Source organism: Streptomyces sp. NPDC002133 (assembly GCF_040296405.1).
Lineage (GTDB): Bacteria > Actinomycetota > Actinomycetes > Streptomycetales > Streptomycetaceae > Streptomyces.
In genome coordinates this window covers 56,929-71,799 of record NZ_JBEOXF010000017.1, presented here as the reverse complement: position 1 = coordinate 71,799, position 14,871 = coordinate 56,929, and the positions used below count along the sequence as shown (strand labels likewise).

Annotated in this window: 9 protein-coding genes and 3 pseudogenes; 5 read left to right on the top strand and 7 right to left on the bottom strand. The window is 70.1% G+C overall.

Annotated elements, in window-relative coordinates; translation table 11 throughout:
• Positions 1-51: 51 nt before the first annotated feature.
• Complete coding sequence (locus tag ABT078_RS18935) at positions 52-693, top strand: hypothetical protein (RefSeq protein WP_351229137.1); 642 nt, start codon at positions 52-54, stop codon at positions 691-693.
• Between the two features lie 128 nt (positions 694-821).
• Here ABT078_RS18935 and ABT078_RS18930 read toward each other — a convergent pair whose 3' ends face one another.
• The 6 genes from ABT078_RS18930 to ABT078_RS18905 all read right to left on the bottom strand — a co-directional run bounded on the left by ABT078_RS18930 (position 822) and on the right by ABT078_RS18905 (position 7,550).
• Positions 822-1,997, bottom strand: coding sequence for a GTP-binding protein (locus ABT078_RS18930; RefSeq protein ID WP_351229060.1), 1,176 nt, complete (start codon positions 1,995-1,997; stop codon positions 822-824).
• 6 nt (positions 1,998-2,003) lie between these two features.
• On the bottom strand, positions 2,004-2,174 hold the full coding sequence (gene rpmF / locus ABT078_RS18925; RefSeq protein WP_033300568.1) for a 50S ribosomal protein L32: 171 nt from the start codon (positions 2,172-2,174) through the stop codon (positions 2,004-2,006).
• Between the two features lie 520 nt (positions 2,175-2,694).
• The gene (locus tag ABT078_RS18920; RefSeq protein ID WP_351229057.1) at positions 2,695-3,375 is read right to left on the bottom strand and encodes an ATP-binding cassette domain-containing protein; all 681 of its coding nucleotides are present in this window, start codon (positions 3,373-3,375) and stop codon (positions 2,695-2,697) included.
• The gene (locus ABT078_RS18915; RefSeq protein WP_351229055.1) at positions 3,372-4,331 is read right to left on the bottom strand and encodes an ABC transporter ATP-binding protein; all 960 of its coding nucleotides are present in this window, start codon (positions 4,329-4,331) and stop codon (positions 3,372-3,374) included. Before ABT078_RS18915 ends, ABT078_RS18920 begins: the two co-directional genes overlap by 4 nt.
• A complete protein-coding gene (locus ABT078_RS18910) occupies positions 4,321-6,066 on the bottom strand; it encodes an ABC transporter permease subunit (protein WP_351229053.1) in 1,746 nt (581 codons plus the stop codon). Before ABT078_RS18910 ends, ABT078_RS18915 begins: the two co-directional genes overlap by 11 nt.
• Entirely contained in the window at positions 6,063-7,550 is a 1,488-nt protein-coding gene (locus tag ABT078_RS18905) for an ABC transporter substrate-binding protein (RefSeq protein ID WP_351229051.1), read from the bottom strand. Before ABT078_RS18905 ends, ABT078_RS18910 begins: the two co-directional genes overlap by 4 nt.
• A gap of 248 nt (positions 7,551-7,798) precedes the next feature.
• On the opposite strand from ABT078_RS18905, the pseudogene ABT078_RS18900 reads away from it, so the two are divergent.
• The 4 genes and pseudogenes from ABT078_RS18900 to ABT078_RS18875 all read left to right on the top strand — a co-directional run.
• A pseudogene (locus ABT078_RS18900) lies at positions 7,799-8,284 on the top strand (transposase); the annotation flags it as partial.
• A gap of 129 nt (positions 8,285-8,413) precedes the next feature.
• Complete coding sequence (locus ABT078_RS18895) at positions 8,414-10,039, top strand: IS4 family transposase (RefSeq protein WP_351229049.1); 1,626 nt, start codon at positions 8,414-8,416, stop codon at positions 10,037-10,039.
• A 185-nt stretch (positions 10,040-10,224) separates the two neighbouring features.
• Positions 10,225-11,922: pseudogene (tap, locus tag ABT078_RS18890) on the top strand (telomere-associated protein Tap); the annotation flags it as partial.
• A gap of 1,351 nt (positions 11,923-13,273) precedes the next feature.
• Positions 13,274-13,543: a hypothetical protein gene (locus ABT078_RS18875; RefSeq protein WP_351229047.1), complete on the top strand. Its 270-nt coding sequence runs from the start codon at positions 13,274-13,276 to the stop codon at positions 13,541-13,543.
• 401 nt (positions 13,544-13,944) lie between these two features.
• On the opposite strand, the pseudogene ABT078_RS18870 reads toward ABT078_RS18875, so the two are convergent.
• A pseudogene (locus ABT078_RS18870) lies at positions 13,945-14,730 on the bottom strand (SpoIIE family protein phosphatase); the annotation flags it as partial.
• Between the last annotated feature and the right edge of the window lie 141 nt (positions 14,731-14,871).

Below are 14,871 nucleotides of genomic sequence, written 5' to 3'. Positions count from 1 at the left end.
CACCCAGCTGGCCGGAGTCGCGATGGTCCGGCGAACCGACTGCCTGGACGCGTGCGAGCGAGGCGCACCCTCGCGTCGTGGTTCTGGCACGACTATTACGGGGAGCGGCGCAACGAGATTGTCCTCACCGGAGTGGATCTCGATGAGCATGCCATCAGAGTCGCCCTCGACGAGGTCTTGCTGACCGACCATGAGCTGGCGCAGGGCAGGGGTGCATGGGCCGCGGCCCCCGACCCGCTGCTCGGGTTGCGGCTGTCGCCGGACGCAGTCGCCCTGGCGGTGTCGGTCCACGGACGGAACGAGGAGCGTCCCTCGGTCCAGCGCTTCCCTTCCGGAGACGATCCGCGTATCGAGTCGATCGCTCCCAACGCTGCCACCGGGAGCCCAGCCGTGATCCTTCGCCAGGACCTGCTGTCGCTCCGCCGGACCGTAGGGAGCGGCCACGTGATTCTCGCTCTCCCGGGAAACCTGGACATCCTGCCCTTCCTCGTGGAGTTGTGGCGCACCCGCAGCGGTGCGACCTCCCTCGGGGACCACTACGCAGCGGCTCCGGTCCTGGTGGCTGTCGACCCGGCGCCGTTCATGGCCGAAATCGGTTGCGTACACCAGGCCGTTCGCCTGTGGAACGGCTGGGACCGCACGGCCCCGCTCACGCAGGCCGAGGCGGCTGCACGGCAAACGACCCCCGGGTGAAGGGAGGCCCTGGAGCCGCGCGGGAATGGACCCCGTCGACCGATGTCCTGGTCGACGGGGCCCGCCTGCATGCGGGTACGGACCGGACCGGACGATGCCGTGGCTACGACCACCGTCCGGCCCGCAGTTCAGAGGTGGGACGCCACGGTGTCCGGGTGCTCGTGCTCACACGCGTCGTCGATCCCGTACGTGTCCCACTCGGGGAAGTGATCGGCCGCGGGCCGCGCCTCACCCTCGGACATCAGGCATTCGGACAGGGCTTCGTGGAGGGTCTCCGCGCGCAGATCCGTACCGATGAAGACCAGTTCCTGACCCTGCGTGGTCCTGGAGTCACGTGCGCCGGACGGCTCGAAGCGGGCCACGGAGCCCGCCTGCGACCAGAGACCGGTCACGTTCGGCCGACTGGACAGCCAGAAGAAGCCCTTGGAGCGCAGAACCTGTCCGTACCGGCCGCTGTCGAGCCCGTCAGTTACGAACGTCCACAGGCGGTCGGGATGGAAGGGGCGGTCCGAGCGGAAGACCGTGCTGGAGATTCCGTACTCCTCGGTCTCCGGCATGTGGTCCCCGTTCAGCTCCCGCACCCATCCGGGAGCCTGCTGGGCCCGTTCCAGGTCGAAGAGGCCGGTACCAAGAACCTCGGACAGTTCCACGCGCCCACGGCTGGCGGGCACGATCCGGGCCACCGGGTTTAGGCGGTGGAGCGCGGCGTTGAGCTGCTCACGCTCTCGCTCGTCCACGAGGTCCAGCTTGTTAAGCACGATGACGTCGGCGAACTCGATCTGATCCATGAGCAGGTCGCTGACCGTGCGCTCGTCGTCCTCGTACTGGTCGAGTCCGCGCTCGGCGAGGCCGTCACCCCCGGCCAGTTCCGGCAGGAAGTTGGCCGCGTCGACCACGGTGACCATCGTGTCGAGCCGGGCGAGGTCGCGCAGTGTCGCCCCGTCGTCGCGCGGGAAGGAGAAGGTGGCCGCCACCGGCATCGGTTCCGAGATGCCGCTGGACTCGATCAGCAGGTAGTCGTAGCGCCCTTCACGGGCGAGCCGGTCCACTTCCTCGAGCAGGTCGTCGCGCAGGGTGCAGCAGATGCATCCGTTGGTCATCTCGACCAGGCGTTCCTCGGTGCGTGAGAGTGCCGCCTCGCCCCCGCGCACCAGCGCCGAATCGATGTTGATTTCGCTCATGTCGTTGACGATCACCGCGACTCGCAGGCCCTCGCGGTTGCCGAGGACATGGTTGAGCAGCGTGGTCTTGCCGGCTCCCAGAAAGCCCGAGAGCACGGTGACGGGCAGCAGGTCCTGCGCCATGAAGGATCAGTCCTCGGGGTGCAGGAGGCCGCGCTCGTACGCTTTCACTAGCCGCTGCGGCACCTGGTAGACGGAGCCGTCGACCGTGACGGGCACGAGCTGAGGCGTCGTGGCCTTCCACTGGGCGCGGCGGTGACGGGTGTTGCTGCGAGACATCTTCCGCTTCGGAACTGCCATGGAGACCACCATTTCTTATCGTCGGCACCAAAGACTATATGAAAACGATAGTCAATACCAATTGGCTCGCATGGCATGATGCCGCCTCTCCGTCCGGTATTTCGCCCCCTCGTTCATTTCACGCTCCGGCCTCGCTGCTTCAGTCGCTGCTGCGTACCTGGCCGGGGCTGGATCGCGAGTTGATGGAACGCAGCGGCACCTGCCCTTCCTGCACCTTGTGGCCTGCGCTGGGCGGTGTTCGGCCGTCGTGGCTGGCCTGCGACACCGGTGGTGCGGGCGATGCCGCTTCCGTTGGCCGGCTGACCGTGTTGCGTACGCCGACAGGGGCGCGCCAACTTGTGCGCCCCTTCAGCACCCCGTGGGGCCGCCATCGGTACCGGCGTCCCAGCGGCGCATCATCATGTGGCCTGCATGGTGCAGGGGCCTACCCGACGAGGGAGGGGGAACGCGGCGCAGCGTGTTGTCGGCGCCCAGGAGAACCCATTCGCCGCCGTCCGTCCAGTGGGCGTCATCCCAGTTGTCAGGAGTGGACGATGCGTCCGTCCCGCATCTCGACCACCCGGTCTGCGAAGTGCCGTACGACCGCCTGGTCGTGGCAGATGAACAGGTAACCGAGGCCCAGCTCGTCCTGGAGGTCGGCGAGCAGGTTCAGCACGCCGGCCCGCACGGAGGCGTCGAGTGCCGACACGGGTTCGTCGAGGACGAGCAGCCGCGGTCCGGAGGCGAGGGCGCGGGCGATTCCGGCCCGCTGACACTGGCCGCCGGAGAGTTCGTGCGGTCGCCGGTCCCCGCACGACGGGTCGAGGCCGACCCGCTCGAGCAGCTCGGCCACGCGGGCGGGTCCCTCGGACGGGTTCCACCTGCCGTGCACCTTCAGTGGCTCGGCCACTGCGTCGGAGATGCGGTGGCGGGGGCTGAGAGAGCCGTAGGGGTCCTGGAAGACCGGCTGCATGCGCGGGCGCAGCGGGCGCAGTTCGCGTTCCGTCAGGGGTGTCAGCTCCCGCCCCTCGAAGCGGACCTTCCCGGCGTCAGGCCTGCGTAGCTGGAGCACCGCGAGGGCCGTGGAGGACTTGCCGCACCCGGAGGGGCCGTTGAGGGCGAGGGTCTCACCAGCGTCCAGTGCGAACGACACATGGTCCACGGCGGCCACCGGGCCGTAGCGGACGACGAGGTCGCGGACGTCCAGGAGGGGGTGGTTCACACGAACTCCCGGAGAGGGTCGGGCACGTCGGCGGCGTGATGGCAGGCGACCAGGCGTCCGTCCACGGTCCCTGGTTCGGGTTCGCGCTCGCGGCACGGGTCCGTCGCCAGCGGGCAGCGCGGCGCGAAGGCACAGCCCGGCCCGAGGGCGTCCGGCGCGGGCGGCGTGCCGCGGAGCACCGGCAGCCGGCGGCGCCGGGGGCCGTCCTGCGGGAGCGAGGCCAGCAGGCCCGCCGTGTACGGGGCGCGCGGACGGCCCAGGACCTGCCGGGCCGGGCCGAGTTCGGCCGCCCGCCCCGCGTACATCACCAGCACGCGGTCCGCGTGGGCCCGTACGACGTCCAGGTCGTGGGTGACGAGGACCAGTGCGGCGCCGACCGCTTCCCGCTGCTCGGCGAGCACCCGCAGCACCTGCTCGCGGCGTTCCTCGTCCAGCGCGGTGGTCGGCTCGTCTGCGACGACGACGTCGGGCTCGTTGACCGTTGCCATGGCGATCACCGCGCGCTGCCGCATGCCGCCCGAGTACTCATGGGGGTAGGCCCGTGCCCGGCGCGCGGCGTCCGGGATGCCTACCCGGTCCAGTGCCGCCACGGCCCGGGCGCGCGCCTCCCTGCGGGACAGGCGCCGTACCGACCGTACGGCGGCGGCGAGCTGGTCGCCGACAGCGTGGACGGGGGAGAGGGCGGACAGGGCGTCCTGGGGGACGAGGGTGATCCGGCGCCCGCGTTCGGCGACGAGATCGGCGGAGTCCCGCAATCGCACGCTGCCGCCGACGGTCGCGCCGCGCGGCACCATGCCGAGCAATGCCCGGGCGGTGAGGGACTTGCCCGCGCCAGACTCCCCGACGAGGGCGAACACCTCGCGCGGGCGGACGTCGAAGGTCAGTCCCCGCACCGCCTCGACCTCGCCGAACGCGATCCGCAGGTCACGCACCGACAGCAGTGCTTCAGACTGCATGGGCGGTCTCCTTCCGTACAGTGCGGCCGGTCGTGCGCCGGCCTCCCCGGTCCTGCGCGTATGCCGCGCCCGACACGGCCAGTCCCGCCAGCAGGGCCAGTGCGGCGGCCGGGGCGAGGGCCGCCCAGGGGGCGCGTTCCACGTAGGCGCGGGACTCGTCGAGGAGTAGGCCCCACTCGGGGGCGGGCGGCTGGGCGCCGAGGCCGAGGAATCCCAGGGAGGCCAGGGCGAGGGCGATGCCGGGCAGCCGCAGCAGGGCGTGGCGGGCGACCGGGGCGGCGACGGACGGCAGGACGTGCCGGGTGAGAATCCACAGCGGCGGTGCGCCTATAGCGCGTTGGGCGGTCAGGAACGCCGACGCCCGTACCTCCTGCACCAGCGCCGCCGCATGCGCCGCCAGGGGCGGCCAGGAGATCAGCGCGACCGCGAGGGCCGCTCCGCCGGTACCGGGGCCGGCTGCCGCCGCGACCAGGATGCCGACGATCACCGGCGGCAGCGCGTTGGCGATGTCCGCCGCGCCCGCCGCGATGCCGGGCAGGAAGCCGAGGGCCAGGGCGACCACCAGGCTCAGCAGGCACACGGCCGCCGCCGTGCCGACCGTGGAGGCGGCCCCGTGGCCGAGCCGGGCCAGCACGTCGCGGCCGAGCCCGTCGGTGCCCATCGGGTTCGACCAGGAGGGCGGGGCCAGCCGAGCCGTGGTGTCGACCGCGTACGGGTCGCGGAGCAGGCCCCAGCCGATCGCGGTCAGCAGCAGGGCTCCGAGGGTGGCCGGGATCGCCGGGTGCGCCGGGACCGGGCGGGCCGGCGGCAGCGAGAGCCCGGCGTCACGCAGGGCGGGGCCCAGCAGCCGGCGTCGTACGAGGGCGGCCAGCGCGCCGGTGACCAGGCCCAGGGCGAGCAGGGCGAAGACGGCCCCCTGGAGTAGCGGCAGGTCCTGCGCCTTGGCCGCGCCCAGCGCGGTACGTCCGATGCCGGGCACCGCGAAGACGGTTTCCACCGCGACCGCGCCGCCCGTCAGGCCGACGGCGACCATCCCGAACTGCGGTACCAGCGGCGGCAGTACGCGACGCAGCGCGGCGACCGAGACACGGGTCCGGCTCACTCCCGCTCCCTGCCACAGTTCCACCCATCGTTCGTCCAGTACGGCGGGCAGCGCGTCCGCGACGAGCCGCCCGAGCAGGCCGCCCGCAGGGACACCGAGCGCGAGTGCGGGCAGGAGCAGGTACTCGGGCCCCTGCCAGCCGGACGTCGGCAGCCACCCCAGCCACACTCCGCACACCAGCAGCGCCACGGTGGCCAGGAGGAACTCCGGCACGGCGGCGGCCATGGCGGCGAACGCCCCTGCCGACCTCCGCCCCCGCACCAGTACGGGCGCCACCAGGGCCACAGCCAACAGCACCGCCACGGCCAGCGCGGCGGCCATCAGGCCCAGCGACACCTGAAGCCCGGAGACGACGGACGGCAGGACGTCCGTCCCCGACACCCAGGAGGTGCCGAGGTCGCCGCGCAGCAGCCCGGTGGCCCAGTCACCGAGCAGGGAGAGCGGACCGGCGTCCAGGCCGAGGTCCCGGCGGATCGCGGACAGCGCCTCCTCGGTCGGCTCCTGTTCGGCGGACCGGGCACGCAGCACGGTCAGGGCCGGATCCCGGCCGGAGAGCCAGGGCAGCAGGCCGACAGCGGCCAGCGCGGCGGCGAGGGAGAAGGCGCGGGTCGCCCCCGCTGTGGTCGGCCTCACCTGACGTGGGTGTCAAGCGTGACCAGTTCCCGCTCGCGCGGGTCGTGGGCCGCGCCGACCACGTCGGCGGCATCGCCCTGGATCACGCGCTCGTGGAGCATCGGCACGGCCGCGTCCGTGGCGAGCACGGCGGCCTCGGCGTCGACGACGGCTCGGCGGCGGGCATCACCGGTCGGCGTCGCGCCCGCCTTGTCCAGGGCCTCGTCCACAGCCGGATCGGCGAGCTGGGGGATGTTGAACGAACCGTCGGAGGCGAAGTCGCTGTACAGGTACGCGGCCGGATCGCCGGAATCGAGGACGGTGGCCCGGGAGAGGATGAACGCGTCGAACGCGCCCGCCAAGGCGTCGGACTCGATATTGGCGTACTCGCGGACCTCCAGCTTCACCTGAAACCCCGCTCTCTTCAGCTGCTGCTGCAGCGCGGCGGCCACCTCGGGCAGTTCGGCCCGGTCGGTAAACGTACCGATGGTGATGCTCTTGCCCGCCGGATCACCGGACTTCGCACGGCGCGCTGGCTCGCGCAGGTCGGACGCCCACGGCAGAGCGGGCCCGAGCAGCCCCTCGGCCACGTCGGCCCTCCCCTCGTACACGCCCTTCACGATCGACTCGGCATCGATCGCCTCCCGAGCCGCCGCCCGCAGCGCCGGGTCCTTGAAGGCACCCTTCTCCGTGTTGAGGTACAGCGTGTTGGTACGCGGCATCGGGACCTCGGTGATCAGGTCCTCTTCCAGCAGCGCGGCCTGCGAGACGGGCACCGCCTCGACGATGTCGGCCTCGCCGCTGCGCAGGGCGGCGGCGCGGGCAGTGCCGTCGGGCACGAACGTCACGTCGATGCCGGGAGCCTTGGCCTTGCCGCCCCAGTAGTCGTCGTAGCGCTCGAGGGCGGCGGAGGAAGTGCCATTGACCTTGGTCAGTTCGAAGGGGCCGGTGCCGGCACCGACCGGATTCACCGTTTCCCCTCTGTACGCCTTCGCTGCGAGGATCGACAACTGCGGGGAGCTGAGCCGTTGCGGGACCAAGGGGTCCTCCTCGTGGGTGGTGACGACCACGGTGTCGGCGTCCCTCTTCTTCACGGTCAGCTCGACGCCGTCGAGTATGCGGGGCTTGGGGGAGGCACCAGCGGCAGTGGTGAGGGAGCGGACGACGGCCTCGGCGGTCAGCCTGGTGCCGTCGTGGAACGTGACGCCCTCGCGGAGGGTGAAGGTCCAGCTCCGGCCGGACTGCTTCCACGCGGTGGCCAGCGCGGGCTCGGCGTCGCCGTCCGCGTTCAGTCTCACGAGCGTTTCCGCCGTGGACCAACGGGACAGCTTGAACGCGTCGTCGGAGAGCGGAGACAGGCCCGAGCGCGGCGGCTGCATCATCGCGACGCGGAGGCGCTCGCCCGGGCCGGTGCCGGTGGCCTCCGTGGACGCGAAGCAGCCGGTGAGCAGGGCGGAGGCGGCGAGGACCGCCGGGATAAGCAGGAGACGGGACGGGACGCGCATGAGTCACTCCGGGTAAGGGACAGGTCAAAGGTTGAGTGTGCGACGACCGTAGCATGATGATAATCATTTTCAGGTACGAGGTCTGGGTGTGCTGGGCCAAGAGGCGACGGCTCGCAGGTGTGCCGCCTTTAGAGACGGCTTACAGCAGCAGGCGGTCCTCGCCGTGGTCACGTCGAGGCCAGCTGGTAGTGCTTGGAGACAACTGGAGTCGCGGTCTGGTCAGGGGCGCGGTGCGTCGTTCCCCGGCTGACCGGATGCGTGACGTCTTCCGCGCAGCCTGGGCCCACCAGCCGCCGCTGGTCGAGGAAGCCCTTGGCAAGCAGATGCTCGCTCTCCTCATCCAGCTGGAGGCTGCCTGCACGGCAGCCGACCAGCTCGCCGAAGCGGTGGAAGAGGCTTTCCCTCACCACCCGGACGCCGAGATTCTGCTGAGCTTCCCGGGGCTCGGCATCCAGCTCGCCGCCCGGATCCTGGCTGAGATCGGGGACGACCGCACCCGCTTCGCCGACGCCCGTGGTCTGAAGGCGTACGCCGGGGCCTCGCCCATCACCAGGGCCTCCGGCAAGAAATCCAGCATCACCCGCCGTTGGGTGAAGAACGACCGGCTCAACCACGCCGGATACCTCTGGGCATTCGCCTCACTCCGAGCGTCCGCTGGCGCTAACACCCACTACCGGCGACGACGCGAGCACGGCGACTGGCACGCAGCCGCCCAGAGGAACCTCTTCAACCGCCAATGCCACGAAGTTAACACCGCGGACGCCGAGTCAAGGGCGAGTCCAAGATGGGTGGTTCTGGCCGTGCAGGGCGGGATCCCCTGGTAGGAGGAAGTCGACCAAGACGTTCCTGATCAGGGGATCCCGTTGTCGAGCCAGTTTGCCACCTGCACCGTGACGCGCACTACGACCGTTGCCGCGGGCGCCTTCGCCCCTGGTCACCTCGGTGGGCTGACGGAGCACATACCGTTCGAGCTCGTCGATGATGTGCTCGAGGAGACCAGGACGGTTCAGGCCCGTGTGCGTACGCTTCCGTCCCGAGTCGGCATCTACTTCGTCCTGGCCCTGGGACTGTTCCCGGCTCTGGGATACCGGCGTGTCTGGGACAAGCTCGTAGCTGGCCTGACGGGCATCGACCTGCGCACTCCTTCGGAAGCAGCCCTGCGACAGCTGCGCCGACGTCTGGGGCCAGAACCGTTGCGCATGCTGTTCGACGTTCTGGCGGTGCCGCTGGCACGGCCATCCACGCCCGGCGTCCGCTACCGGCGCTGGCGGACCGTGGCGTTCGACGGCTGCAGCTCCCTCAAGGCGCCGGATCTGCCGCGCGTCCGGGCCCTGCTGGGCAAGGTCCGGCACCACTGGGGCATGTCCGGCTACCCGTCCCTGAGGCTGACCGTGCTATGCGAGACCGGGACTCGCGGCCTGCTCGGCGCGGTCTTCGGCCCGTCCGAGAACGGCGAGACCGTCCAGGCGACCCAGCTGCTGCCCCGGCTGACCCCGCAGATGCTCCTGCTGGCAGATCGAGCCTTCGACGGCGACGACTTCCTTCGCGCCGTCGCCGGCACCGGCTCCCAGTTCCTGGTGCGGTTGTGTGCCCACCGGCGCCCCGCGGTGCTGGCGGTTCTCCCCGACGGCTCCTACCTCACTCGCTTCCACGACCTGCGCGTCCGCGTCATCGAGGCCGACATCACCATCACCACCAGCGGCGGACAGCGCATCACAGGCCGCTACCGGCTCGCGACCACCCTCACCGACCATCGGCACGACCCCGCCGAGGCCCTGGTCCGCCTCTATCACGAGCGCTGGGAGATCGAGTCCGCCTTCTACTCGCTGCGGCACACCCTGCTGACCGGGCGAGTCCTGCGTTCCCAAGAACCGCGCGGACTCGAGCAGGAAGTGTGGGCTCTGCTCACCCTTTACCAGGCCCTGCGCATGGCGATGGCCGACGCCGTCGAGTCCGTCCCCGGTACCGACCCGGACCGGGCCAGCTTCACCGTCGCCCTTCAAGCTGCCCGTGACCAGCTGATCCGCGCAGACCACGTCCTGCCGACCCCGTCCAATCGCACCGCCAGCGGCATTTCCTCCGCGGTCCTATGCGCTCTGCTGCCGCCCCGGCGCTCACGCATCAGTGCCCGCAAGGTGAAGTGCCCAACCTCGCGCTATCCGGCGAACCCAACCAGTGAGCACCCCCTGACCAGCCAGAACGTCAGCAGCCTCGCCGTCGAGGTCCACACCGAGCCCTCATCATCAGCAGCAAAAGGCCGCAGTGGTCAACGCAACCAAGTCCTCCAGCACATGCGAACCGCTCCTCATCGTTCCTGGCACGCGCGCGAGCTGGCCACGGCCCTCGATTTCAGCCACTACGACAGCTTCTGCGTCCAGCTGGGCCGCTGGACGCGGGAAGGTCTCCTCGAAAAGATCGCAAACGCGACCTACCGGCTCGCTCCCGATTGCCTACCGCCTCAGCTGCCCACCGACAGCCGACGCCCTTGACTCGGCGTCCGCGGCGTTAACTTCGTGGCATTGCTTCAACCGCATGATCGGCCAGCTCAATCACTGCCTCCAGCACCGCAAGCTGTTCGACGAACACACCGCCTTCCCCACCGAACTCGCGGCTGCGGCTTGACGCGTTGGCATCGTGAGGTGTCTGGCACTGCTTCCTCTGGGCTCTCACGTCCCAGTCTCCAGGTGTCCACGATCAAGGGGAAGCTTCAGTCCTTAAGGCTCGGCGTGAGTCGGTCAGCAATTGGGAGTCGGGCAGGACGGAGTGCCGGCCGCCGAAGCGTGCCGCCTACGCGCGCCTCCTGGAAGGCCTCGCCTCCCGTTTCCCCGCCCCCTCCGTCGAACCCGCGCCGGAAACGGCGGTGGCCGCGACCCCTAACGGCGTCGCGGCGCCTGTGCCGCGTACACCCGCCCCCGCGCAAGCCCGTCAGCAGTCCACGGCCCCCGAGGCCGTGACGAGCGCTCCGCGCACCCCGCCACCTTCCGCTTCCACCCCCTGCCCGGCCCGCGGACACCGGGCTTCCGCCCGCGCCTGACCGCCCGGTCGCGACGAGGACGGCGCCGAAGCCCAGCCCCGCCACCGCGGCCGCCGAGGCGCGTTTCGCCCAGGGGCCGCTCGCGGTCGTCGACGCCGACGCCAGCGGGCGGGTCGTCGCGTACTGCCTCGGGGCCTGGTGCTGGACGTGCCCGCCAAGTCTGTTGCGGCCTTGGTGGAGTGGACGCTTACCGAGGCGCAGCTTGGTGCGCCCCGGCTCAGCCGCCACGGCAAGGACGCCGATCCGGTCCTGGTGCTTACCGAGGCGGCCGCGGTGCGCTTCGGCCTGCCTGCCCGGCTGGGTGATGAGGAGCGCCGGGCGGGGCGGCTGCCCGAGGGGCACAAGGTCCTCAAGCAGTTGGACAGGGCCGCCTGGAAGCTGACCAAACGCGGGTTCGGTCCGTGGGCCCGGATCTACCGCCCCGCCGAAGGCGGCAGGCGCTCGTGCGTCCAGCTGTGCATCCTGGGCTGGGGCGCCCTCGATACCCGCTCCTGGCACGACGCGGCGCAGTTGCCGCCGGCCGAGTTGGCGCAGCTCCTGGGCACCTACGCACAGCGGGTGCTGACCCCGCGCGGCTCCACGGCCGTGAACGGCCTGGAGCTGATGACGGCCCTGCACCCGCCCACGCGGGCGAGCGAGCCGGACGAGAGGGGGCAGCGGCACAGCGAGCACAACCCCGGCTCCCTCGGCAAACACGCGGTGGAGTGCGCCCCGTGCGAGGCCCCGGACGGGCACCCGCTGCTCGCTCACCTGCCGCGCTTTCATGAGCGGACCCCGGACGAGGTCCTGGTGGAGGAGGCGTACGACTGGGCCCGGCCGCTGACCGACGCCGAGTGCGCGAAGCGGTTCGTGGTCGGCATCGATGTGAACATGGCCTTCGCTGCGGCCGCGAACGGCACCGTGGTCGGCCTGGGCGCCCCGGTGCACGTGAGGAAGCCCGGCTTCGATCCCAAGATGCCGGGCTCGTGGCTGGTGGACCTCTCCCACATCGACCTCGACGAGCACCTGCCGTCGCCGTTCACACCCACGGGCGAGCGGCCGAGGGGCCCGGCGTGGTGCGCCACCCCGACCGTGGCCTACGCGGTGGAGCTCGGCCACACCGTGTCACCCATCGAGGCGTACATTCGCCCCGACAACGGCGGCCGCCTGGGTCGAGGAGAGTATCGGGGTGCCCGGGTTCCTGGAGGATCTGCGAACCGCGTTGAAGGCGGGGACATTCCGTCCGCTGCCGGTGCGCGAGCGCGTGATCCCGAAGCCCGGCGGTTCCGGGAGGGTCCGCAAGCTGGGCATTCCCACAATCGCCGACCGGGTGGTCCAGGCGGCGCTGAAGCTCGCCCCAACGGCCTCGCTGCGAGTACGCCGCAGATCTTCCCCGCAGCCTCCCGGTCACCGGCTTCACGATTCCCGGGAGTTCCCCGTCCTCATTGGGCGGGTACGCGCCGTTCCTGGCCCATATCTACCAGATTTGAGCCAGTACGAGTGTTGAGGGGCGTTATGGCATCGGTTCCTCGCGTACTCCTCTCCGACCCGCTCACCGGACCTACGGCATCTGGCAGTTCTGCCGCACCCCGGCTTTGTCAGGACCGCTCCCACCCGACCCGGCGCCTCCCGGGACAGGCTGTCCTCAGCTCCTGCCGAACCGCTGCGACGGCCCGACGGTGGTTGGTCTCTCACCCCCACTCGAATCACCAGCGCCTCACGGCGCACGAAGGCCCCACTCAACGCCTTCCAGATCGCCTTCGAGGGCCGCCTGACCCCGAGCAATAACTGACACTTCAACAACCAAGATCAGCCGTTAAGTTGACACACCCGCGTCGTCGACCGTCGGCCGCAGCCCTACCCGCTGCCGCGCGGAGTTGTCTTCGACCATGAGGTCGGCCGCATCCTGGCGTCCCTGGGTCTGAACCTGGCGGCCATCAGTGAACCCGCTGTGGAGTACGAGTGGCGCAACGGCATGGGCCAGACACGACTGCGATTCGACTAGACGGACACCAGCTACACCGGCTGGCCTACCCTGAACGGGTTCAACCAGCCCGAACTGGAAGCAGCCCTGGAGCGGTATGCGGGCAGTTGAGCGGGACGACGCTCAGCGTCCCCCATATCTGCCGGATGATCAGGTTGGCGAGTTGACGTTTGCGGGCTCGGCGCGCGGATCGTTGGGCATGTTCTCGCTGATCTTTCTGGCCACGAAGGAGCGAGCGGGCTCCAGTTCGCCGAACCTTCGATGTCCGTAAACAAGCCCAACGTATCCCACGCCGGTAGGGAACTTGGAGGGCAACTGTTCAGCGGGGCGGGAGACCGGGCCTATAGCTCTGGAGCCGCCTGGCTCCGACTCGATGCATGGACGACGTACGAACCGCTCCAGCAGTACTACCTTCAGCACGGCTTCGCTCACGTCCGCACGGTCACAGAGGGTGGTGCCGTGAACGGCGGCCCCAGAGCCTCTGGATGGCTTGCCCAACGGCTGGCGCTCCCCGATGGCAGCCACGTGCTAACCGACAGGGCCCGTCGTCCGACGCCGATCGGTGTGGCGTGTTGGGCGACGCTACAAATGCCGACGGGTGCGGCATTCAAGGGGCCGATGAGCGGAAGTGAAATCGCCCCGCTGGTGTGGTCCCAGCGGGGCGACCGTGGGCGAGGTGTCTCAGTGAGTTTCTGCGGCTGTTGTCGTCCCCGAGGAGGCAGCACTGTGATCGATTCGTCTACTGTGCTGGTCATCATCGGCAGCGCCGTCGTGTCTGTGGGGGGCCGGAAAGTGAATTTCAGTCCACGTGTGCGGTTTTGGGCGAACATCGGCGGCTGCGTCTTTTGGGTGGCGGCCAGCTACCTGTTGGTGACGGAGGACCCTGTTTTTGGGGGTGCATGGCTATGGCTCGCCTGGATCGGCGCTGTATTCGGGTTTCTCGGCGCGCTGCGGGGGGTGTATGTGGCGAGGCAAGAGAGATCCTCTTCCGAGTGAGTAAATGCCGAAACTCTGTCAGTCGAGGGCTCCTGACGGCGGACTGGGCGGCCTTCTCGTCGACGAGTGACTTGCCGGTCGCGAACGTGGCGACGAGGGATGGCAGACAGAGGTGTTGACCGCGCGAGGGAAGCCGCGCGAAGTGGTGTGGATCAATGTGACCGCGTCATCGGTGAACAGTTGATGGCTTCGGCCAGCCAGGCCGAGGTGGTGCTTGATGTAGCTGGCGGTCTCGGTCGGTCATGCCCGGCATCGTGTAGTGCAGGGCCCGTTCGCTGTTCGAGGGCGGCGGCCAGAACCGCGAGTTTCATCGTGCGGCGGAGGGCGGGCTGGCCGACCAGGAGGTAGGACAGGGGCGAATCCTGGTCTACCGACGGCCGCCGACGAAGCCAGCGGATAGATCACGAAACCGCGCTGGCGTACTTGCTGCCGCCTATCTGCGTGACCTCTGATTCATTACACTCCCTCTCGTTCAGCTCGGCCCGGACCGTCTTGCCGTGGCGGGCGTGGCGCGTTCCCCAGTGCTCGGCGAGCTGGGCGGCCAGGAGCAGGCCGCGCCCGCCCTCGTCGAAGACACGGGCACGGCGCATGTGCGGGGTGGTGCTGCTGTCATCGGAGACCTCGCACAGGAGGGTGTGGTCATGGATCAGTCGCAACCGGATGGGGGGCCGACCGTAGCGGATGGCGTTGGTGACCAGTTCGCTGACCACCAGTTCGGTGGTGAAGTCGAGTTCCTCCAGCCCCCAGGCACTCAGCTGCTGGGAGACGCTCGACCGGGTCTGGGCGATAGCGGCGGGCTCGGCGTCCAGGTCGCAGGTGGCGACCTGGCCGACACCGAGAGCGTGGGTGCGGGCCAGGAGCAGTGCGGCGTCGTCATCTGGTCGAGCGGGCAGCAGGGCTTCGAGCACGGTGTCGCAGGTGGCCTCCAGGGACGGAGCCGGCCGGACAAGGGCCTGGCGCAGCCTGGTGAGGCCCGCGTCGATGTCATGGTCTCAGGCTTCGATCAGGCCGTCCGTGTAGAGGGCGATGAGGCTGCCTTCGGGCAGATCGACCTCCGCTGCTTCGAAGGGCAGACCGCCCAGTCCCAGCGGCGGGCCAGGGGGCAATTCGAGGAGTTCGACGGTTCCGTCCCGGGTCACCACGGTGGGCAATACATGCCCCGCGCGGGCGAGGGCGCCCACCCGCGACGACGCCATCGCACTCAAAGATCTGTTCCCCGACCCCACCTGCACCGCCGCGAACATCGCTGCTCTGCTGCAGACCTGGCCAACAGCCAGCTGACACCCTGAGGCACCGCCGATGCCGTGCCGGCCGCAGCCCGGGCTGTG

Bases quoted from the DNA above. Each gene is read 5' to 3' on its own strand.
- ABT078_RS18915 (WP_351229055.1), bottom strand. From the start codon at position 4,331: ATGCAGTCTGAAGCACTGCTGTCGGTGCGTGACCTGCGGATCGCGTTC.
- ABT078_RS18905 (WP_351229051.1), bottom strand. From the start codon at position 7,550: ATGCGCGTCCCGTCCCGTCTCCTGCTTATCCCGGCGGTCCTCGCCGCC.
- ABT078_RS18930 (WP_351229060.1), bottom strand. From the start codon at position 1,997: ATGGCGCAGGACCTGCTGCCCGTCACCGTGCTCTCGGGCTTTCTGGGA.
- rpmF (WP_033300568.1), bottom strand. From the start codon at position 2,174: ATGGCAGTTCCGAAGCGGAAGATGTCTCGCAGCAACACCCGTCACCGC.